The organism is Pseudoalteromonas sp. SWN166 (genome assembly GCF_015864485.1).
Taxonomy (GTDB): domain Bacteria; phylum Pseudomonadota; class Gammaproteobacteria; order Enterobacterales; family Alteromonadaceae; genus Pseudoalteromonas.
The window spans coordinates 1-19,658 of sequence record NZ_JADYXB010000018.1 but is presented as its reverse complement, the minus strand read 5'-3'; the positions used below and the strand labels follow the sequence as shown (position 1 = coordinate 19,658).

The 19,658-nt window shown below is 38.9% G+C and carries 22 protein-coding genes; 15 read left to right on the top strand and 7 right to left on the bottom strand.

Going from position 1 to position 19,658, the window contains the following annotated elements:
- Positions 1-13: 13 nt before the first annotated feature.
- Together I6F49_RS12065 and I6F49_RS12060 are read right to left on the bottom strand one after the other, a co-directional pair.
- Positions 14-757: a zinc-dependent metalloprotease family protein gene (locus tag I6F49_RS12065; protein ID WP_166421360.1), complete on the bottom strand. Its 744-nt coding sequence runs from the start codon at positions 755-757 to the stop codon at positions 14-16.
- Positions 758-896: 139 nt separating this feature from the next.
- Positions 897-1,601: a hypothetical protein gene (locus I6F49_RS12060; RefSeq protein ID WP_197180695.1), complete on the bottom strand. Its 705-nt coding sequence runs from the start codon at positions 1,599-1,601 to the stop codon at positions 897-899.
- Between the two features lie 379 nt (positions 1,602-1,980).
- Here I6F49_RS12060 and I6F49_RS12055 point away from each other — a divergent pair, with 379 nt between their 5' ends.
- Entirely contained in the window at positions 1,981-3,138 is a 1,158-nt protein-coding gene (locus tag I6F49_RS12055) for a benzoate/H(+) symporter BenE family transporter (RefSeq protein ID WP_166421358.1), read from the top strand.
- An 85-nt stretch (positions 3,139-3,223) separates the two neighbouring features.
- Here the strand turns inward: I6F49_RS12055 and I6F49_RS12050 are convergent, their stop codons facing one another.
- From I6F49_RS12050 to I6F49_RS12030, 5 genes are all read right to left on the bottom strand, one after another.
- Positions 3,224-4,273 carry a DUF2955 domain-containing protein gene (locus tag I6F49_RS12050; protein WP_166421357.1) on the bottom strand — a complete coding sequence of 350 codons (1,050 nt, stop codon included), beginning with the start codon at positions 4,271-4,273 and terminating at the stop codon, positions 3,224-3,226.
- A gap of 9 nt (positions 4,274-4,282) precedes the next feature.
- On the bottom strand, positions 4,283-5,347 hold the full coding sequence (locus tag I6F49_RS12045; RefSeq protein WP_197180693.1) for an HlyD family secretion protein: 1,065 nt from the start codon (positions 5,345-5,347) through the stop codon (positions 4,283-4,285).
- An 8-nt stretch (positions 5,348-5,355) separates the two neighbouring features.
- The gene (locus tag I6F49_RS12040; RefSeq protein ID WP_166421355.1) at positions 5,356-5,823 is read right to left on the bottom strand and encodes a MarR family transcriptional regulator; all 468 of its coding nucleotides are present in this window, start codon (positions 5,821-5,823) and stop codon (positions 5,356-5,358) included.
- A gap of 132 nt (positions 5,824-5,955) precedes the next feature.
- Positions 5,956-6,840, bottom strand: a complete 885-nt coding sequence (locus I6F49_RS12035) for a spermidine synthase (protein ID WP_166421354.1) — start codon at positions 6,838-6,840, stop codon at positions 5,956-5,958.
- A complete protein-coding gene (locus I6F49_RS12030; RefSeq protein ID WP_197180691.1) occupies positions 6,833-7,456 on the bottom strand; it encodes a fused MFS/spermidine synthase in 624 nt (207 codons plus the stop codon). Before I6F49_RS12030 ends, I6F49_RS12035 begins: the two co-directional genes overlap by 8 nt.
- A 302-nt stretch (positions 7,457-7,758) precedes the next feature.
- Here I6F49_RS12030 and I6F49_RS12025 point away from each other — a divergent pair, with 302 nt between their 5' ends.
- From I6F49_RS12025 to I6F49_RS20365, 14 genes are all read left to right on the top strand, one after another.
- Positions 7,759-9,705: a TonB-dependent siderophore receptor gene (locus tag I6F49_RS12025; protein ID WP_231615091.1), complete on the top strand. Its 1,947-nt coding sequence runs from the start codon at positions 7,759-7,761 to the stop codon at positions 9,703-9,705.
- A gap of 369 nt (positions 9,706-10,074) precedes the next feature.
- A complete protein-coding gene (locus I6F49_RS12020) occupies positions 10,075-10,728 on the top strand; it encodes a thermostable hemolysin (RefSeq protein WP_166421351.1) in 654 nt (217 codons plus the stop codon).
- Entirely contained in the window at positions 10,725-12,194 is a 1,470-nt protein-coding gene (locus I6F49_RS12015; protein ID WP_197180689.1) for an AMP-binding protein, read from the top strand. The genes I6F49_RS12020 and I6F49_RS12015 overlap by 4 nt, the downstream gene beginning before the upstream one ends.
- Positions 12,187-12,876 carry a TenA family transcriptional regulator gene (locus tag I6F49_RS12010; protein ID WP_165728806.1) on the top strand — a complete coding sequence of 230 codons (690 nt, stop codon included), beginning with the start codon at positions 12,187-12,189 and terminating at the stop codon, positions 12,874-12,876. The genes I6F49_RS12015 and I6F49_RS12010 overlap by 8 nt, the downstream gene beginning before the upstream one ends.
- Positions 12,873-13,643, top strand: coding sequence for an SDR family oxidoreductase (locus tag I6F49_RS12005; RefSeq protein ID WP_197180687.1), 771 nt, complete (start codon positions 12,873-12,875; stop codon positions 13,641-13,643). The genes I6F49_RS12010 and I6F49_RS12005 overlap by 4 nt, the downstream gene beginning before the upstream one ends.
- 23 nt (positions 13,644-13,666) lie before the next feature.
- Positions 13,667-14,314: a hypothetical protein gene (locus tag I6F49_RS12000; RefSeq protein ID WP_197159951.1), complete on the top strand. Its 648-nt coding sequence runs from the start codon at positions 13,667-13,669 to the stop codon at positions 14,312-14,314.
- 7 nt (positions 14,315-14,321) lie between these two features.
- Entirely contained in the window at positions 14,322-14,981 is a 660-nt protein-coding gene (locus I6F49_RS11995; protein ID WP_197159953.1) for a response regulator, read from the top strand.
- Positions 14,982-15,007: 26 nt separating this feature from the next.
- Positions 15,008-16,321 carry an ATP-binding protein gene (locus I6F49_RS11990; protein ID WP_197180685.1) on the top strand — a complete coding sequence of 438 codons (1,314 nt, stop codon included), beginning with the start codon at positions 15,008-15,010 and terminating at the stop codon, positions 16,319-16,321.
- Positions 16,314-16,667: a cupredoxin domain-containing protein gene (locus tag I6F49_RS11985; RefSeq protein WP_197159957.1), complete on the top strand. Its 354-nt coding sequence runs from the start codon at positions 16,314-16,316 to the stop codon at positions 16,665-16,667. Before I6F49_RS11990 ends, I6F49_RS11985 begins: the two co-directional genes overlap by 8 nt.
- A complete protein-coding gene (locus I6F49_RS11980) occupies positions 16,654-17,394 on the top strand; it encodes an iron transporter (protein ID WP_197180682.1) in 741 nt (246 codons plus the stop codon). The genes I6F49_RS11985 and I6F49_RS11980 overlap by 14 nt, the downstream gene beginning before the upstream one ends.
- Positions 17,391-18,107 (top strand): hypothetical protein, encoded by a 717-nt coding sequence (locus I6F49_RS11975; RefSeq protein ID WP_197180680.1) that lies wholly within the window; start codon positions 17,391-17,393, stop codon positions 18,105-18,107. Before I6F49_RS11980 ends, I6F49_RS11975 begins: the two co-directional genes overlap by 4 nt.
- A 235-nt stretch (positions 18,108-18,342) precedes the next feature.
- The gene (locus I6F49_RS11970) at positions 18,343-18,552 is read left to right on the top strand and encodes a cold-shock protein (RefSeq protein ID WP_002959120.1); all 210 of its coding nucleotides are present in this window, start codon (positions 18,343-18,345) and stop codon (positions 18,550-18,552) included.
- A 144-nt stretch (positions 18,553-18,696) separates the two neighbouring features.
- Positions 18,697-19,050: a substrate-binding periplasmic protein gene (locus I6F49_RS11965; RefSeq protein WP_197180678.1), complete on the top strand. Its 354-nt coding sequence runs from the start codon at positions 18,697-18,699 to the stop codon at positions 19,048-19,050.
- A gap of 52 nt (positions 19,051-19,102) precedes the next feature.
- The gene (locus I6F49_RS20365) at positions 19,103-19,309 is read left to right on the top strand and encodes a hypothetical protein (RefSeq protein WP_231615090.1); all 207 of its coding nucleotides are present in this window, start codon (positions 19,103-19,105) and stop codon (positions 19,307-19,309) included.
- Positions 19,310-19,658: the final 349 nt, after the last annotated feature.

The window sequence follows — 19,658 nt, the reverse complement described above, 5'->3', positions numbered from 1 at the left end:
TTTTATTGGCTACTTATTTAAAGTTAGCAATACTTGTTTTTGTAGCAGTAACAGTGCGAATTGCATACGCTTGGTTTGTAATACCAAATGCAGTTCCGTTTACGCTCCAATTAGGATTAGAGAAGTAATCGTACTGTGTAGCGCTACCGTATACGTGCGGGTAAGCCATAATACTTGCAAACTCATTTTGTACGCCATGGCCCATGCCATCTACATATACACCGCCAGACGTATCACCTTGTTTGCGTGAATGCGCCAAACCTTGATTATGGCCAAGTTCGTGTACGAAGGTAGTTGCACCACAATCAATAGCAGTAATTGAGTACATACGACTGCTCATTGAGCTGTATAGGTTGCCATTCGCACCTTGACCAACCCATGCTAAACCACATGAAATAAGCCCATTACCAGCACTTTGACCAGTGCCTAATACGGCAACCATGTCGGCTTTCCAATCGCTGCGCAAACCATCTACGTAGCTACTATTTGTAATTGAATCTAACCAATCTTCAGACGGCGTTACTGCGTAGTCACCTAGGTTTTGCTTACCAGCTAAGCGTAGTGTTATATCAACGCCATTTTGGCTGTATACCTGGTTACTAAAGGCAATTAGTTGATTGATTTTAGTATCAATATTGCTAGTTGCAGCCGCTGATTGATCGGTATATAAAATACCAATATCGATGGTTTCTGCTTGAGCAATACTTGCTGCACATAATGCCGCAGCCAGTGCGGTTGTAGTAATTACTTTTTTCATTGTTGTATTTCCTTACTCTTGTTGTGGTTGGAACTTGTTTTTAATTTGCTTGGTTGTCTGAAAAGCAGACACACTAACGCTGCCCTATAGTGCGGCTTTGGTTGTTTTTTATATTTTTTGGTTAGCTACTAATTTTTGGTTAGTCATCAATTTTTGGTGCAAATATATCGATGCTTTTATCTGATTTTGGTTTTGGGGCTGTTACTTCATGCTCTATATGGCTTTTGTATAAATCGCGTTTTGCCGCAATCCATCCGTACTTACCTTTACTTTCGAATACATAGTTGCCAGAGGGGGCAGTAAATTGACCATATATGGCATCATTACCTACCGTTAAAACAGTATTGTGCATGCGTCCATCAACACCCACTATTTTGCCAAACACGCTTTTATCACCGTTTTCAGACTCAACCACATTGGTTACTTCGGCGGTAAATGTTTCGGCTGTTTGCGGAATAGCTAAATCAAAGTTTTCGCCAGTCTCTAACGCCTGCAAAGAGTCTAAATCAAATTCAACATAGGCTTCGTTATGTAAATCGGTAGGTAAAACCTTGGCGGTTATAAGCACTTGCTTTGCTTTGTCGGATAGGCGATTTATGGCATCAAACTCTTCAAATGGAACGCTGTTGTCAGGTGTTACAACCGGCTTAACGGTAATAGGATCTTTACTCATATCAATAGGTGCTGGGGCGTGTGTATTGCGCGTTTTTTGTAAATCAATAGGAACAAAATCAATTGCAACGGGCGCTATAGGCTCTACCGCTTTATCTGTATCAAAAAATAGCCCATAAACGGCAAATGCCGATAATGGAATAGCAATTAATAAGATGACAGATCTCTTCATTTGTTTCTCTTTTAGTGTTTTTGGTTAACTGTTTGTTACTTTTTATATTATTAATTAGATTAGATCAAGATAATAAATGTAACCGAAAAGAATTAATTCTCTATTTTACAATCCCCTATAAAATATAAGGATATTTATTTTTGGTGTGTTTTTTGTTCTTTTTGGTATTGGTTTTTTGTAGAGGCTATGCGGGCTTTGGCTGTTTTATGGGTACTTATTTGTTTCGTTAAATACAATGATTAAAAGTGTCTTTTTGGTCCTAATTACAATGAAAAATAAAAGGTGAATTTTTTTCACTCTTTGTAAACTAATCGCTAATTGCAAAGCCATTATCGGGCACGTATGTTGTGTACTGCATAAATGGAATTAAGAGGGATATATGAAAGTGTCTGATCAGTTGCTCAACCGAATTACAGCAGGACTTGTGGCTGTCATTATTGGTTTTTCGAGTTCTATTGCACTGATTTATCAAGTAGTGATAACTCTTGGCGGTACGCCAGATTTAGTGGCTAGCTGGATTTTAATGCTCGGTTTAGTGATGGGCATAACGTCAATTGGCTTATCGTACTATTACAAAGTACCTGTTTTAATTGCGTGGTCTACCACCGGAGCCGCATTACTTATTTCAAGTGCGCAGGGCTATAACTTAAATGAGGCCATTGGCGCATTTATGCTTAGTGCATTGCTGGTGTTTTTATCGGGGGTTACGGGCTGGTTTGAAAAAATAATGAACCGTATCCCAAGTGAACTGGCGTGTGCCATGTTGGCAGGTGTACTTGTTACCTTTGGCATAGACGTGTTTAATTTTATGAACGACATGCCGTTAGTGATTGGCTTAATGGTTGTTATGTACTTTATTGGTAAACGTTTTTTTGCTCGTTTTGCAATGTTAAGTGTACTTATTATAGGTGTACTACTTGCTTGGCAAATGGGCCATATTGATACCAACGCACTGCACTGGAAAATGAGCGAATTTGCTTATATCGAACCCGTATTCCACTTGCAGGCATGCATTAGCATTGGCTTACCTCTTTATATAGTTACCATGACTTCGCAAAATTTACCGGGCATTGCTGTTTTAAAAGCGCATAAATATAAAGCGCCTATATCGGCTACCTTAAACGTGACTGGTTTTGTGAATATATTCACAGCGCCATTTGGAGCCTACTCTATTAATTTAGCTGCTATTACTGCTGCTATTTGTATGAGTGATGAGGCTGATAAAAATCCTGACAAACGTTATTGGGCAAGCATTGCCGGTGGTGTGTTTTATATTTTAATGGCGCTGTGCGCGGCTACATTAGTCGGGTTGGTAGCAAGTTTACCGCAGGCACTTATTTTAGCTTTGGCGGGCATTGCGCTATTTGGCACTATTGCTAATAGTTTACAGCAAGCCCTTGGTAGTAATGAATATACCGAGGCTGCCATAGTCACGTTTTTAGTAACTGCGTCTGACTTAACCATGCTCTCAGTAGGGTCTGCTTTTTGGGGGATTATAGCAGGTGTATTTACGGTAATGATCACCCGAAAAGACTAAGGTGACTATTGCTTTAAAAATAAGGTTTAAAAAATAAAATTAAAGGCTGCAATTGCAGCCTTTAGTTTTATAAAACAAGATTCATTTAATCAAAAGTATGGTGGCGAGTAACGCTAAAACGATTAAGTATATGATGCATAACATACACGGCGCACAGGCTTAATATTATAGCAACAGATACCGAACTAAACCGATACATTGCACTATAAGTTAAGTCTTGGCCTGGCGCTAGTGAGTTCCCAAATAAAATACCAAACGTAGTCAACACACCAAAACCAATGCCCGGTATGCCTCCACCTAAAATATGAAAACGCGCAAAAAGAAACGAAAGTATCCATAAAATAGCCATCGGAAAAAGTAAAAAGTCTGAGTGGCTATACAAAAATAATTGCGATAGCAACGCTGCATTACAGCCAATAAGCGTGCCTATTGCTCGTTGCCAAGCAGCCATACCTGCGGCTTTCCAACACAGTGAAAATAAAATAAGTACAGAGGCTGCTTGCGCCGATATTGAGTCTTGTAAATTAAGTATCTGAAAAACCACAAAGGAGAGCGTAGCCACGGTTGAGCATAACAATACTTCATGGCGAATACTTTCTTTTGCTTTTTCGGGCATAGCTCGCCCTGGACGTGCGGTTACATCAGGAAATAAGCCATGCATTAATGCTGCAATAATAACGGTTAAAAAAATAGCCAAACCGTTAGTTAAAATTAACGGATAAATACTACTTCCTTGATCCACATAGCTCGAAAAGTGCAGTTGAATAGAAAGACTAACTACACCTAAAGCACCAAATAAAAAGGCACTACCGCTACTCATTTGATGAAATAAAATACAAAAAACACCAAACACTAACAGTGTCATAACGACTGGCAAATGGGAGAATAACCCCTGTATTATTAAAACTACAAAAGCACTAAATGCCGCTGATGCTATAAATTGATTTATAACCCCTCGGCTTAACGTAGGTACCATACCTAATAGCAGCATAGGATAAACGGTAAAAAATATACCATTTGGCCAGTTCATTAATTTACTAATAGTAAAGCCAAGGGTGCACCCACCTGCAATGCGCAATGCTTGGCGAAGGCCATTAGAGTCTAATTGTGGGCCTTGGCTAACAATTTGAGTCATAAAGCTTCCCTAATAAATGTAGTGTAACCAGCTAATAAACCTAATTTGTGCAGAGCCAAACCATTGCCCAATAGTCGATTCTGGCAATAATTGTACTGTTGCACGAGAACCACTTGGCATGTTTGCTATTAAGTCTTGATGATTTACGAGTTTTAAATGAATACGTTGGCGCTGTGCATCGCGTACCCAACGATTGCTGGTCTCAGTGGTACTTAGTAAACCATTTGCACTAAGTTGACCGTTGCTAACACCTGCTTCGAATGTTTCAAGTATTGCGTCGTAAACTTCACCTGGGTGGCTATCAAAGACTACGCGTGCTTGAGTCCCTTGTTTCATATTTGAGAGTGACTTTTCTCTAAAGTCGGCAACTAAATCGGCTTTTTTAGCGACAATAGCTAATAATGGGCTACCTGCAACAGCATACGCGCCATCTAATAATTGTAAGTTAGCAACTACGCCGTCACTTAGTGCACGCACTTGGGTGTAGGATAAATTTAACTCAGCCTGCGCTAACTGGTTAGCTGCATGACGCATGGCAAGGTTTTGAGAACCGCTTTCGCCGCGAGCAAGAATAGCCTCAGCTAATTGCGCCTCAAGCGATGCAACATTTGCTTTACTGGCCTCAAAGTTTGCACGAATGCTTTCAAGTTCTTGTTCCGATATAGACTTTTGCTTGTAAAGCTTTTCGCCTCTGCTTTTTAATAGTTTTTGCTCGTATTGTTTAGCGTTTGCAGCACTTATTTGTGCCTCAAGCGCTTTAACATTGGTATCAAGACGCTTATTTTGTAATTTAGCATCATCAAGCGCTAGTTGAGCTTGCTCTTTGGCTAAATTATATGGGCCTTCATCGATACTAAATAGTATATCGCCTGCTTTAACAGATTGGTTATTATTAACTTGCACACTAGTGACTCGGCCACTAATTTGCGGTGATATTTGCACAACAGGGTGGTATACACGTGCCTGTGGTGTCACAGGCAAAACCATATCGGCCACTAAATAGTAAATAAATACTAAGATAAACCCTATGAGAGAAAACCTTACATAGCGTGCAAACTTTTGATCCGGTGTCATTTTTAGCCTTACTTATTAACTTGAATACATTTAAGGGCGTTTTGCTCTATTTTGATCAAACCAAATGCAATGGCATCTAGCTGCTCAACAGATAAACCGCTGTATAATTGATTTTTTATATCGGAAATAGTCTCTTGCAATGAATGTAAAATGGCATCACTTTGCTCAGTAAAATAGAGTCTTTTACTACGCTTATCATGTTTGTCTATACGGCGAACGATTAACGATTGCTCCTCTAATTGCTTAAGCGTACGAGTAAGTGAAGGCATTTCTATCCCTAAGCTATTAGCAAGTTCAAGTTGTGTTAGCCCTTCACCACGCATATTTATATGCACTAGTGCAGTCCAGCGCGATTGAGTAAGCCCCAAAGGCTCAACGGCAATGGTTACCGCCTCGCGACATAAGCGATGAACTCGGCCCATATTACCGATAACTGTTAAATCGAGCATCTCGTGAAAAGGTTTTTGTGTAGGCATTAGCCATCTCAACATAGTTAGCAAGCTAACTATTTTATCATTACTTAGCTCGCTAAGTAAATGTATGCTGATGGGGGTTAACTGATTTTCTGCTAAACCACACCTGTAAAAGTGGTGAGGTTTAGCGAGGTTTTAAAAGTTAAGTAAATTAGCGGGGGAGTATTGATCGGTAAGTACTTTTGTATCTGCAGGCCAATCTTGGTCGTCTTTAGTAAATTGCATAAATTGGCTAATCGCTTTTATATCTATACCGTATTTTACTAATTTAGGGGCGAGATCATTTACACGCGTGTTAATTTGCGCTTCGCTCGGTATTGATTTAAGTCCCGCTAAAATAATACGATTACTTCGATTAGCACGGCTTACGTTAATAAAATCGCCAAACACGGCGTGGTACGTTGCCGACTCATGCTCGTATAACTTACTACTTGAAAAAGTATTTGCTGCAATTACGCCGCCATCGGCTAATACGCTTTGCACTTCCTCAAAAAACTCTTTGGTAAGTAAGTGCTCTGGAATGTAGTCGCCGTTAAATGCATCTAAAATAATCCAATCGTACTTTTGTTTTTTAATAGCGGCGCGTTTTATAAAAATACGGCCATCTTGTACGCTTGATGTTACTAAATCGTTTTCTATAAAGTTAAAGTAATCGCGTGCCACTTTAGTTACTGCGGGATCTATTTCAACATTATGAATTTTTGCAGTGGGGTATAACTCATGAATAACGTTAGAAAGCGTGCCGCCACCTAAGCCTATAATAAGTACATTTTTAGGGTTGTCGGCTACTAAAAGGCTAGCAAACGTCAATTTTGTGTAATTAAAAACGAGCTTGTCGGGAGCGTTTTTATACATACAGCTTTGGCTTGTTTGGCTACTTTTAGTATTAAATTTAAGGCAGCGTAAGTCGCGAGTCTCTTCAACAATAATATTGCGATAAAGCGAGCGTTCTTCATGAATAACCTCGCTCATTACTGCGCCCGAAAAGACGCTTGCAGCTAACAATAAATATTTAAGCATGGGCAAGCTCCTTATTATTAACCAAGGTATTAATAGCTATAGCGACTAAGCCGAGTGAGCCAAGCGTTAAAGCAAAGGCGCTAATAATTGTGTTTACGTCAAACGCGAGTACAAAGTAAAAAGAGGTAATAATGGTGCCTAAAGCGCTACCTAGCGTACTTACAAAGTATAAACGCCCTGCTACTTGCCCGCTTTTATCGCTATCGGTTACTAGTAAGCGTACAGAGTAAGGCGAAATCATGCCTAAAATAACGGTGGGTATAAAAAATAAAGCGCTCGACGCTAAGAGCGAGCCGTAGCGGCTATCTTCAATATGGGTAAATATAAATTCCATTATTGGCTGCGAAAATAATGTAATAGGCACAACCATAATACTGGCAATCAAAAATATTAAACCATATTTGGTAAGGGAAGCATTTTTTGTGCTTAGTTTACCGCCAAGCAAATACCCAAAAGATAAACTAAGCATAAACACAGTGATTATACTGCCCCAAATATGTACGCTACTGCCAAAAAAGGGAGCGAGAATTCGGCCTCCTAAAAGCTCAATACCCATAATGCAAAAGCCGCTGCAAAAAGCTAAAAAGTAAATCAACGCGTTTGTTTTTAAAGTCATGTAATTATCGTTATGTAACTTAAGTAGAACACTATACTAACGTGATGCATACAAAGCTGCTAGGGTAATAATTAACCTGAGTTTAATTTAAAAAAAGAAGTTTTGTTATAAAGTAACACATGCTACAATTTTGTTATACTATAACGCTTGCTTAGTTAACCAATCATCATGAAGTACTCATTAATTTATTTAGCCTGCCTAGGTATTAGTGCGCCAAGTATTGCGCAAGATCAAAAAGAAGAAATCGAAAAATATCTGTCACTTATAAACAAGCTTATCGTGGCGATATTCCTCAAAAGCAAATGCCACAATCTATTGTCAGTATAAATAGTGGGGATCTTGATAAAAAAGGGATTACTCAATTACAAGATGCGCTTGATTTTTCAGCGAGTATTTCGCGTAAAAACAACAGTGGTGCACTTTGGGATAGCTTTTCGATTCGTGGCCTTTCGGGTAACGAAAACATGCCATCGGGTTATTTAGTTAATGGTTTTAGTGGTGGTCGTGGTTTTAGCGGCCCACGTGATGTATCAAACATTGAATACATTGAAGTATTAAAAGGCCCAGGCTCAGCGCTTTATGGGCGCTCGGAGCCTGGCGGCACAGTAAATATTGTAACAAAAAAGCCACAGTTTGAACCCCAAGGTGAGCTAAAACTAAGCCTAGGTAGCGACAGCTTTAACCGTGTTGAAGGCGATTACACTCAAGGTATTAATGAGACTACTGCATTTAGAATAAATGGCGCATGGCAAGATAGCGATAGCTACCGCGATGAGGTTTACACCAATAAGAAAGTAATTACGCCATCTATTTATCATCAAATAAACGCATCGACCAGTGTCACTTACGAGTTTGAATACGTAGATTTAGCCCAGTTATTCGACCGTGGCGTTGTAGTACTTGATAACGACTTTGATACAGTGCCAAGTTCGCGCTACTTGGGTAATCCAAACGATGGCGATACGCAGGTTTATTCTCGTGGTCACCAAATAACTTTAAACCACGATATTAATGATGATTGGGCAATAGTAGTAGGTGCAAACTACCGCAGCTCTACATTAACTGGTTTTTCGTCAGATGCTGAACTTGCTCCATCGCGCCAATCGTTATTTGACGATGGCCGTACACTTACCCGCCAACAACGCTATCGCGATTACGAAGTAGAAGACACCAGCATTAAGTTTGAGCTTAGCGGAAGTTTAGATACAGCAGGTATTACGCATCATTTATTGATAGGTGCCGATGCGTATAAATACGATTTACGTACAGCGCTTTCACGCTACCGTGGCGGTAACGGCACGTATACGGTTGATATTTTTGAGCCAAATTACGATGGTGAACGCCCAGAAGTAAGCCTACTTTACGAAAATGATGAAGAGCAAAAGGCATACGGTATTTATGTTCAAGACCAAATGGATATTACCGATAAATTTAAGCTATTAGTTGGCCTAAGGTTTGACAGCGTTGACCAAGACATTTTAGAAACTAACAGCGGTGTTTTTTCAACCAGTTCTGAGAGTCAAATAAGCCCACGTGTTGGCGTAGTGTACGAGCTAAATAATGCAATAACCTTTTACAGTAGTTACTCCGAAGGCTTTTTACCACTGAGCGGTACTGATGCAAGCGGCGACCCGTTTGGTTTTGAATACAGCGACTCGTTTGAAGTTGGCGCTAAATTTGAATACAAAGGCGTAAACGGTACCGTGGCATTTTTTGATGCTTCTAAAAGTAATATGTTAGTGGCAGATCCAGTTAACGTTGGTTTTTCAGCGCCCATAGGTAAAGCCGATAGCAAAGGGTTTGAGCTTGATTTAAGCACTTACATTACCGATGCAACAGCGTTTAACTTATCGTACGCGTATATAGATGCAACAACCGCAAACGATATTATTAATGCTGATTGGGGCGTGCCAATTGAAAAGGGAAGCCCGCTGGTAAATGTACCAAAAAACAACTTAAACCTTACGCTTAGCCATCAAGCAGCCTTAATGGGTAAAGAGCTTGAGTTTGGTGCAAGTTACCAATATACCAGCAGCCGTTTAGGTGATGCCGCCGATTTAAGTTTTAGGTTGCCAAGCTATCAATTGGTGGGCGTATTCGGACAGTTAAACTTAACTGAAAAAACTGAGCTTAATATCAGCGTTAATAATATTTTTAATGAAGAGTACGCTCAAAGTAGCTATAACGCTTTATGGGTTTATCCTGGCGCACCAACGCAATTTAAAATGTCATTAGCTTATAAGTTTTAACAGCAAGCTAATAAAAAACTAATACCAATTCGCTTAATTAAGTGATCTATTTTGAGGCTGGAAAAACGTGTTGATAGCTAGGCAAAAAATTCGCTATTTAGTTGTTCTCGGCAATTGCTCCTGCATTGCTCTACCTTCTGCATTCATGCAGTTGTAAATGAGAATTTTTTAACGCAGGTAGCGACACGTTTAACCCCGAAAATGATTAAGTATTATTGCGGATTGGTATAAAACTGTTTTCATCCAAAAGCGTCTTAATGTAGTGGTTAAGGCGCTTTTTTCATTTAAATTAAATTTCTTAAGTTTTCTTTAAGTTTCACTCGTTAAGTTTAAATCCTGAAATATAAACAGGTTTAAACGAGCGAGCTTATGCAATTAGCCCACACTTCTACATCATTAGGTTTAACACAAAATAACACTCAGTTTATTAGTGCTCGTATTAATGATGTGCATCGAAAAAATCTCGAAAATACAGTAAAAGAAGGTTTTTTAGTTGCCTATAACGCTAAGCTTACTTCTTTTATGCCACTACTTTGCCAATATGTTACCGAGCAAGGAAAGTGCACGTTAGGGCTAAGGCAAGCAACTTCGCCATTGTTTATTGAGCAATATTTAGCATCACCTGTTGAAGATTTTTTAGATGAGAGTATTTCTCGTAATAAAATTTTTGAACTTGGTAATCTCTGCTCTACAAATCGAAGAGCAACACTGGCACATTTCATTATTGTTAACGAGGCTCTGCAAAGTGTGGGGGCAAAACATTTAGTGTTTTGTGCAACCAACAAAGTGCGTGCTTTATTGCGCTTACTTGGTGTTACGTGTACCGAAATTGCACTTGCGAGCAGTTTTGTAGTTGAGAACCCATTAAAGTGGGGCAGCTATTACGCCAACCAACCAACAGTATGCATTGTGAGCCTAGAGCAAGCTCACCAACAAGTATTAAATACCCCAATGCTTTATAGTTTGATGCAGCAAAACCACTCAAATATCAATTCTTTGGTAAACGCATTGGTGAATGTATGAACTACTATAATACTCATTCAGTATCGCCATTAATTATTGCCCATAATAAAGATCTAACACGTGAAATTAACGGTGATGAGTTTAACCAGCAAATACAAAAAGTAGTAAAAATACTACAAAGCTTTAACGGCAAATGTGTCGCTTATAAGCTCGATAATACGCCAGCTTGGCTTGTTATTGATGCCGCTACTGCGGTTTCTAATAAAGTGGCTGTGCCAATTGCTCACTTTTTTAGTGAACAACAAACTCAATATGTACTAGCGCAATGCGGCGCTAATGTATTTATGAGCGACACGCTAAACCCTTTATTTGGGGAGCCGACCGCATCAATCAATTTATTTGAGTGTTACACATTATATATTTACGAAATTGTTGTAGCTAAACCCGTCAGTTATTTTCCTGAAACTCAAAAAGTAACGTTTACATCAGGCTCGACTGGGCAACCAAAAGGCGTGTGCTTATCTGCAAAGAGCCAAATGCAGGTAGCTCAATCTCTTTGCGATAAGATTAATATTAAAAAGCCTGTGCATTTATGTTTATTGCCCCTTGCTGTATTGCTTGAAAATATAGCTGGCGTGTATGCCCCTTTAAAAAGTGGCGGTACAGTACACTTAATGCCATTAAATGAATTAGGCTTTGTTGGAACTGCATTAAAACAGCCCGCACAACTTATTGCTGCGATTGATAAAGTTAAGCCAAATACGCTTATTTTAGTGCCAGAACTATTAGCATGCTTAGTTACTTTTGCAGAAGATGGGTGGCAACCGCCTAGTTCGTTACAGTTTATTGCAGTAGGTGGTGCGCTTGTCAGCGAAATGCTAATAGTTAAAGCGCGTAGCTTAAACTTACCTGTATACCAAGGTTATGGCCTTTCTGAGGCCGCATCTGTCGTTAGTTTAAATACACCCACAAACGATAACCTCCACAGTGCAGGTTCTGTATTACCTCATATTCAAACCAAAATTGAAAATGGTCAGCTTTTTATAAAAGGTGACTTATTTTTAGGTTACTTAAATCATCAACCACACGACAAAAACCAGTGGTATGCAACCGGTGATCTGGTCGAGCAGCGTCAAAATACTCTATTTATTAAAGGCCGCCTAAAAAACCTAATTATTACCAGTATGGGGCGCAACATTAGTGCCGAGTGGCCTGAATCACTATTACTTAGTCAAAGCGGTATTTTACAAGCGGTTGTATTTGGTGAGGGGCAACCTTTTCTGAGTGCCATTATTTACGCCGATACAAAGCTAAGTAACCCAGTGTTAGAGCAATACATTAACGCAATTAATAAACAACTACCCGACTATGCACGAATTCAAAAATGGCATCGTTTAACTGCCCCATTAAGTGTGCAACAAGGATTATTAACAACAAATAATCGTCCAAAACGAGATGCCATAAGTAAGCAGTACCATGCTGTGTTTGAGCAATTTTACCGACTTGGAGAAGTAATTAATGAGTGATTTTTTTAACACCCTAAAAGAGCAAACTAAACAAGAACAAAACTATCTGCTTGCAGCGCCTATTATCCAGCGTGTTTTTAAAGGCGAAGCATCACTTGAAGAATACGCCTCGTTTTTAGCACAAGCGTATCACCATGTTAAACACACAGTGCCATTAATGATGTCGGTTGGTTCGCGATTAACTGACGATCAAGAATGGCTGCGCGAAGCGGTCGCAGAATACATTGAAGAAGAAATAGGCCATCAAGAGTGGGTACTTAACGATATTGCAGCCTGTGGTTTTGACAAAGAAACAGTGCGGTGCAGTCAGCCGCAATTTGCTACCGAAATGATGGTGTCGTATGCGTACGACTCCATTGCACGTAAAAATCCTTTGAGCTTTTTTGGCATGGTGCATGTACTTGAAGGTACTTCGATAGCGCTTGCTGATGGTGCGGCTTCAAACATTGCTAATGCTGTGGGCTTACCTAAAAAAGCATTTAGTTATTTAACCTCTCACGGCGCACTTGATATAGAGCATGTAAAGTTTTTTGAAAACCTGATGAACCAAATAACAGATGAGGCGGATCAAGAAGCCATACTTCATGGTGCAAAGCGCTTTTATCGTTTATACGGCGATATATTTCGTGGACTCGATGATGAACCGTTTTTTAAAGCAAGTGCACAAGGCAAATCGGCATGAGCAGCTCTTTATGTGTGCTAACTGGTGCAACAGGCGGAATAGGGCAAGCAATTGCTAAAGCCCTATATGCAAAAGGGTGGACGTTACTGCTTGTAGGGCGTAATACGCAAGCTCTTGAAAAACTGAGCCGTGAATGCCCAGACAGTGAAACATTTACTGGCGATTTAACCGACGATACAACACGCATTAACTTAGCCATAAAAGCCAAGCAACTCGGTGGCGTTAAATTACTTATTAATAACGCTGGCGTAAATACGATGCAAAGCCTTGAGCACACAAGTAATGAGCAAATAGATAATATGCTGACTACTAATTTGTCGGTGCCTATTAAATTATGCCAACTATTTTTAGGGCAGTTACAATATACCAAAGGCACCATTGTTAACGTGGGATCGTCGTTTGGCAGTATTGGCTATCCGTTTCAAACGCTTTATTGCGCCAGTAAATTTGGTTTACGTGGTTTTAGTGAAGCGTTATCGCGTGAGTTAAATGGTTCAGGCGTTAAAGTGACCTATTTAGCACCAAGAGCAACAGATACCTCTATTAATAGCAGTAAAGCGCGGGCAATGAATAAAGAGCTCGGTAATAAAATGGACTCGCCAGAATTAGTTGCTCAAGAGTTATTAGCACTTATAAGTTCGAACCAAACAAGGCGCTTTATTGGTTTTCCTGAAAAATTATTTGCACGCATAAATGGCGCATTCCCAAGCGTTGTTGATAACGCTATTGCAAAACAACTTCCTAAAATCAAACGCTTTTTAAGTTAACAAACACACACAAGGGCAAAATTATGTATAAATTTACACTCGCATTATATTTAATATTAACGGCTGTATTTACGACCGCAGTACAGGCAGATGAAGCGCAAGACTTAACCTCAATTCAACAAAAGTGGGCAATTGCCAACTACGAACTTGAAGACGATGCGCAAATAGACGCGTTTACGCAACTAAGTGAGCAAAGCGCGTTATTTGTTAAAAACTACCCAAGCTCAGCACAAACACATATTTGGAATGGAATTGTGTTAGCTAGCTTTGCAGGTGCAAAAGGGGGCTTGGGTGCACTTGGTTTAGCAAAAGAGGCAAAAGTGTCACTTGAAAATGCACTCTCAATAGATGGTACTGCATTAAATGGGTCAGCTTACGCAAGCCTTGCAACGCTTTACAGTAAAGTACCTGGTTGGCCAATTGGTTTTGGTGATGACGACAAAGCTGAAAAATTATTTAAACAAGCGCTCGCTTTTAATCTCGAAGGCATTGATACTAATTACTTATACGGTGAATACTTGTATGACGAAGGCGATTATAAACAAGCTAAAGCACGACTACTTGTAGCACAAGCTGCGGGCATTCGTGATACTCGTGCAAAAGCAGATAAATATCGTCAACAAGCAATAAGCCAGCTATTGGTAAAAGTAGATAAAAAACTAAAAAGATAAACACATAATGCATTTATTACTCGTTGAGGACGATCATTTAGTGGCGCAAGGGCTTATTCGCTCTTTGCGTCAAGAGGGCTACAGCGTAGAGCATAGTGGTACAGTAAAGCACGCCTTAGAGTGCCTTTCTAGTGGTGAAATTGAGCTTGTTATTCTCGATTTAGGATTACCTGATGGCGATGGTTCGCAAGTTTTAAAGCATATTAAATCGCAAAAAAAAGTTATTCCGGTGGTTATTTTAACTGCTCGCGGCAGTATTGACGACAAAGTCCAAGGGCTTGATATGGGAGCAGACGATTACCTTGCAAAGCCGTTTGACCCCGCTGAGTTATTTGCCCGTTTACGTGTAGCAAGTCGGCGCATTAACCAAACGCAATCAAGCTTATTGCGTTGTAGTGATGTAGTAATGGATACTTCTGCTCATACAGTTACACTAAGTGGGCAATCACTTACGCTACCACGAAAAGAGTACATGCTTTTAAAAGCGCTGATGGAAAATCAGGGAAGGGTGCAATCAAAACAACAACTCGAAAACAAACTTTACCAATGGGGTGAAGAAGTTGGCTCTAATGCCATAGAGGTGCATATTCATCATCTTCGTAAAAAATTCCCTAGCGATTTTATTAAAACCTTACGTGGCATTGGCTACGTGGTTGGTAAGCGTTAGAGTGTGTTTGTTTTTCGAGGTTGAAAATGTCTATTCGTAAACGTCTGACCTTAATTTTACTTTCAATGATGGTGCTTACTTGTTTTTTAGCATTAGTAAAAGGCTATCAAAAAAGCATGCACCACGGCGAAAACTTGCTTGATAATGAGCTTAAAATAGTGGCTGGCGTTTTAATTGAACAACCATTGGCACTAACCACAAATGCAGCGCAAGTAAGTAATAATAGTGCTCAGTTATTGTATCAAATTTGGCAAAATAATCATTTACTTAGTGGTTCATCTAGTTTAACAAATAACCAAATTAGTTTTAGCGAGGGCTTTCAAACTGCAAATTTAGCAGGGCAGCGTATGCGAGTGTTTGTAATGAGCAAAAATACTCGTAAAGTCATCATTGCTGAGCCTATAGCAAAGCGGTTTGAATTAGCTGAAGCCGTTATTTTATCGGCAATGTTACCTATGTTATGGGCAGTTCCCCTGCTTGCTATTTTTATAAGCTTTTTTGTTAAATACGCATTAGCCCCTCTTACCCGACTATCTAGGCAGTTGGCTTCTCGCCAAGCAAACGATTTTACGCCAATTAACTGGCAAGTAACCGACGAAGAAATTAAACCTGTTATTAATCGTTTAAACGACTTATTTAAACGAGTAGAAACCGCTTACTTACGAGAGCGCTTTTTTGCCTCAGATGCAGCTCACGAATTACGTACCCCGCTCAGTAGCTTAAAAATTAATGTACATAATTTAGCTAATAAGCAAAGTAACTCGCAAAATAATCAAGAATTACAAGCAATGTCACAAGGCATTAATCGCTTAAGTAATATTGTTGAACAAATGCTAATTTTAGGGCGCACTCAGCCAGAACAGTGGCAAAAGCAGTTTAGTGAACAGTCATTGCTAACTATTACTCAACAAGCTGTGTCGGAGCAATACGATAAAATAGACGAAAAAAACCAAACGATTAGCCTCGAAGGTGATGATTTTGTAATTAATGGTGATGAGTTTACATTAACCACACTCATCGCTAACTTGCTCAGTAATGCGATTAAATACACACCTAGTAACGGTCAAATTATAATTAAATTAGCATCAAGTAATAATGACTATAGTTGGCAAATAGATGATTCTGGTGCAGGCATGACTGATGAGCAAAAAGACCGAATATTTAATCGCTTTTATCGCGTGGGGGGCGATCAGCATCCATCAGGCGAGCAAGGTGCCGGTTTAGGTATGGCGATTGTTCAACACATAATTGCTATTTATGACGCAAAGATTCATTTAGCGAATAGCTCTTTAGGTGGACTAACCGTTAAGGTTACTTTTACAGGAGTAAAAAGTGACTAAACGTTTATTCAATCAATGCCTTTGTTGTTTACTGTTTTTATCGTTTAACGCGGTGAGTAAAGAGTACCTTATTATTTTAAAAGATCACTTGTTCTATCCCTCACAAATTACCATTCCCGTGAATAAAAAAGTAAAACTATTAATAGAAAACCAAGATAGCACACCAGAAGAGTTTGATAGCTTTGATCTAAACAGAGAAAAAGTGCTCTACCCAAACCGTAAAAGCATTATTTATATAGGACCGCTAAGTAAAGGGCATTACGAGTTTTTTGGTGAGTTTTCGCCAAATACAGCAAGGGGCGTTGTAATAGTTGGCGATGAAGAGGCGCAGCATGTTAATAACTAGTTTAGTCATGAGCCTTAATCAATTACTACCTGTGGCTATTTTATTAGTGCTGCTACAAGTAGTAAAAAAACAGAGCTCTTTGCGAATATGCTCTGCTGTGTTAATTGGCGCGGTAATGTCGTTTCTGTACATGCAAAGCGCATCATGGGTGAGCCAGTGGTTTGAACACCAAGGGTTAGAGTACTCACAAATAGGGCTATGTATTACTATATTTATTGCTGTGTTGGTATTTGCACTAAAGCAAAAGTCAGCGGCATTTTATATCGCAGTTATAAGCACAATAACGCTCTATTTAAGCCACTATATTATTTACCTCACCAGTTTTTGGCAAAATAGTGATGCAGGGCAAAGCTTATTTATTGGCACTTTATTAGGCAGTGGGATTTGCTTAAGTTTTAGCGTATTGCTGTACTTTTTAATGAATACAATTAAGTACCGCTTTGGTATGTATCCGCTTTTTACTTTGCTTGCTTTTAACAGCGCGGCTAAGTTATTAGTTGCACTGGATTTGGCAAGCCAAATAGATTTAATTACAAACACATCAACAGTGTGGGATTTACGTGATGTGCTAAGTGAAAATTCTGAACTTGGGCGCGTACTGCGTGCGCTTGTTGGTTACGAGGCCACTCCTGATTTAATGAGTGTACTTATATATAGTACAAGCAGCATGTTATTTTTATTACTTTGTTATGTTATTCCGGCTTCAATAACTAAGGAACGTGTATGAAAGCACTCAACTTATATTTAGCGCTTAGTTTTACCGCTTTTTGTGTGTTGTTACTCCCAACCCAAGCGAATGCTGATGGTATTGTTGTTGATAAGGTATATCACCCCTATGTTTTGCCTTTTGAGCGTGAGTTTGAGTGGCGATTAGTGTCGCATCAAACTGATAGTGGCAATATATTAGCGCAGCGTTTGGGTGGCGGTGGTGCTATTAACGATACAATGGCACTAGAAGGTTACATAGTTGGTGAGCGAGACGATAACGGCGATTTTGGCTTAGAAGCATACGAGCTTGAGCTACGTTGGCAATTAATTGAGCAAGGTAAGTTATGGGCTGATTGGGGCGCATTATTTGAGCTTGAGAAAAAGCATAACGAAGATGTATTTGAGGCAACCTCGGGTTTTGTTATCGAAAAAGAATTTGGAAAAACAAGCCTAACATTAAACGCTTTTTTGGTTTATGAATGGGGGCAGGATATTAAAAACGAATGGGAAAGTGAGTTTAGAGCGCAATATCGCTACCGGTATCGTTCTGCTTTTCAACCTTCTATAGAGGTTTACGTAGGTGAAGATTTTGTAGGAATTGGCCCAGGCTTTATAGGTTTGCAACGTTTTGATGGACAAAAACAATTAAAATGGGAAGCGGGCTTCATCACTGAAATAAGCCAATCAGAAAAAAACCATAGTTTTAGGCTCGCATTAGAATTTGAATTTTAATAATGAATAAAAGCAGTTTTGGTTGTTTATCACTCCGATCATAAATGTGTACTTGACATATTCTTTAAACTCTATATAGTAAGCCGCAGCTAGAAAGAAAGCATGTAAGCTATAAATCTCCATTTCGATATAAGTAATACTTGTAGTACCGTCCTGAAGTTTTTAAAGTACCATCTCATTTTTTGCTACACCCGCTCTTATGAGCATATTTTTATTTTTATTTCAGGATATTACAATGTCTAACATCGTATCAGGTACAGTTAAGTGGTTTAACGAGTCTAAAGGTTTTGGTTTCATCGAGCAAGAAAATGGCCCAGACGTTTTCGCACATTTCTCAGCAATCAAAAGCGAAGGTTTCAAAACTTTAGCTGAAGGCCAACGTGTAGAGTTTACTCTTTCACAAGGTCAAAAAGGTCCACAAGCTGATAACATCACAGCTGTATAATTTTACTTTTTAAGTAAAATGAAAAAAAGCGCTTAAGGCGCTTTTTTTGTGTCTGAAATTTGACTCAAACCAAGCAACGCCTATTATTAATGTAAATTAACTAAAAATGGTATTGCTCTTATCAAGTCTCTCTTAATATTTGTTTTGATTTTTCTTAGTCATTGTGCAAATGCAAATGAGTTTAAGCTTGTTATTTATACCGATCATTTCTCCCCTTACAATTTTAAAAACGACAACGATCAGCTTGTTGGTATTAACCTCGATATTGTAAAAGATATTTGTACAATTATTGCTATAACCTGCGAGTTTAAATTACTTCCTTGGAAGCGGGCTTATAGCTTAGTTCAAAAAGACCCTCATTCTGGCATTGTTTCAATAGCTAAAAACACCGAACGTGAACCTCTATTTAATTGGATTGGGCCGCTGGCATCTAGCCAAACTTTCTTTTATAAACTCAAAGCTAATAAGCAAGTTATACCAATTCCATTAAGTATGTGATCTAAATTTTACGCTGAAAAAATAATTCAGTTCTAGGCGTAAATTGATGTAAATGGTTGTTCCCTTTGCGAAATTTACAACAAAGAAATGGGTTGTTTTAGTAAGTAAAATAGATAAGCTATTTATTGGGATTGGTATAAATAATCTAAAAGATGCAAAGCAGTTTTCTTTAGGAATAGTAATAGGGGATATATACGAATCATTTGTAGATGAAATTGGTTTTAGAATGGTTGAATACTTACTAGTTTTTGAAGACTAAAAACAATATATAGATTTGTTTTTAAAAAGAAAAATTGATCTAATTTTAGGCTCAAAAGTTACAATAAAGTATAGCTAGAACTCTTTGGATATAGAGCAAATGAAGTAGTTAAGTGCAAGAATTGCCTCTTCCTAAGTTTGCTGGCAATTATATAGCATTTAATAAGTCAGTAGCTGAGCGTGTTATAAAGCGATTTTATGAAGAATATAAAAAGTTAAAAATGAAAGATAAGAGGGCGTTCAGAATTCTGTGTCAGCCTAAATTGCTAAATATCTAGCACACCATCTAACCTACCTTCGAAGTGGATGGCCAATTGCGACAATGTCAGATTCCAGTTATGGATTGGCAT

Coding starts and splice junctions, on each gene's coding strand:
- I6F49_RS12060 (WP_197180695.1), bottom strand. CDS start 1,601: ATGAAGAGATCTGTCATCTTATTAATTGCTATTCCATTATCGGCATTT.
- I6F49_RS11990 (WP_197180685.1), top strand. CDS start 15,008: ATGTCTATTCGTAAACGTCTGACCTTAATTTTACTTTCAATGATGGTG.
- I6F49_RS12000 (WP_197159951.1), top strand. CDS start 13,667: ATGTATAAATTTACACTCGCATTATATTTAATATTAACGGCTGTATTT.
- I6F49_RS11975 (WP_197180680.1), top strand. CDS start 17,391: ATGAAAGCACTCAACTTATATTTAGCGCTTAGTTTTACCGCTTTTTGT.
- I6F49_RS12040 (WP_166421355.1), bottom strand. CDS start 5,823: ATGCCTACACAAAAACCTTTTCACGAGATGCTCGATTTAACAGTTATC.
- I6F49_RS12015 (WP_197180689.1), top strand. CDS start 10,725: ATGAACTACTATAATACTCATTCAGTATCGCCATTAATTATTGCCCAT.
- I6F49_RS12005 (WP_197180687.1), top strand. CDS start 12,873: ATGAGCAGCTCTTTATGTGTGCTAACTGGTGCAACAGGCGGAATAGGG.
- I6F49_RS20365 (WP_231615090.1), top strand. CDS start 19,103: ATGGTTGTTCCCTTTGCGAAATTTACAACAAAGAAATGGGTTGTTTTA.
- I6F49_RS12050 (WP_166421357.1), bottom strand. CDS start 4,273: ATGACTCAAATTGTTAGCCAAGGCCCACAATTAGACTCTAATGGCCTT.
- I6F49_RS12035 (WP_166421354.1), bottom strand. CDS start 6,840: ATGCTTAAATATTTATTGTTAGCTGCAAGCGTCTTTTCGGGCGCAGTA.
- I6F49_RS12055 (WP_166421358.1), top strand. CDS start 1,981: ATGAAAGTGTCTGATCAGTTGCTCAACCGAATTACAGCAGGACTTGTG.
- I6F49_RS12065 (WP_166421360.1), bottom strand. CDS start 757: ATGAAAAAAGTAATTACTACAACCGCACTGGCTGCGGCATTATGTGCA.
- I6F49_RS12045 (WP_197180693.1), bottom strand. CDS start 5,347: ATGACACCGGATCAAAAGTTTGCACGCTATGTAAGGTTTTCTCTCATA.
- I6F49_RS12030 (WP_197180691.1), bottom strand. CDS start 7,456: ATGACTTTAAAAACAAACGCGTTGATTTACTTTTTAGCTTTTTGCAGC.
- I6F49_RS11995 (WP_197159953.1), top strand. CDS start 14,322: ATGCATTTATTACTCGTTGAGGACGATCATTTAGTGGCGCAAGGGCTT.
- I6F49_RS12025 (WP_231615091.1), top strand. CDS start 7,759: ATGCCACAATCTATTGTCAGTATAAATAGTGGGGATCTTGATAAAAAA.
- I6F49_RS11980 (WP_197180682.1), top strand. CDS start 16,654: ATGTTAATAACTAGTTTAGTCATGAGCCTTAATCAATTACTACCTGTG.
- I6F49_RS11970 (WP_002959120.1), top strand. CDS start 18,343: ATGTCTAACATCGTATCAGGTACAGTTAAGTGGTTTAACGAGTCTAAA.
- I6F49_RS12010 (WP_165728806.1), top strand. CDS start 12,187: ATGAGTGATTTTTTTAACACCCTAAAAGAGCAAACTAAACAAGAACAA.
- I6F49_RS12020 (WP_166421351.1), top strand. CDS start 10,075: ATGCAATTAGCCCACACTTCTACATCATTAGGTTTAACACAAAATAAC.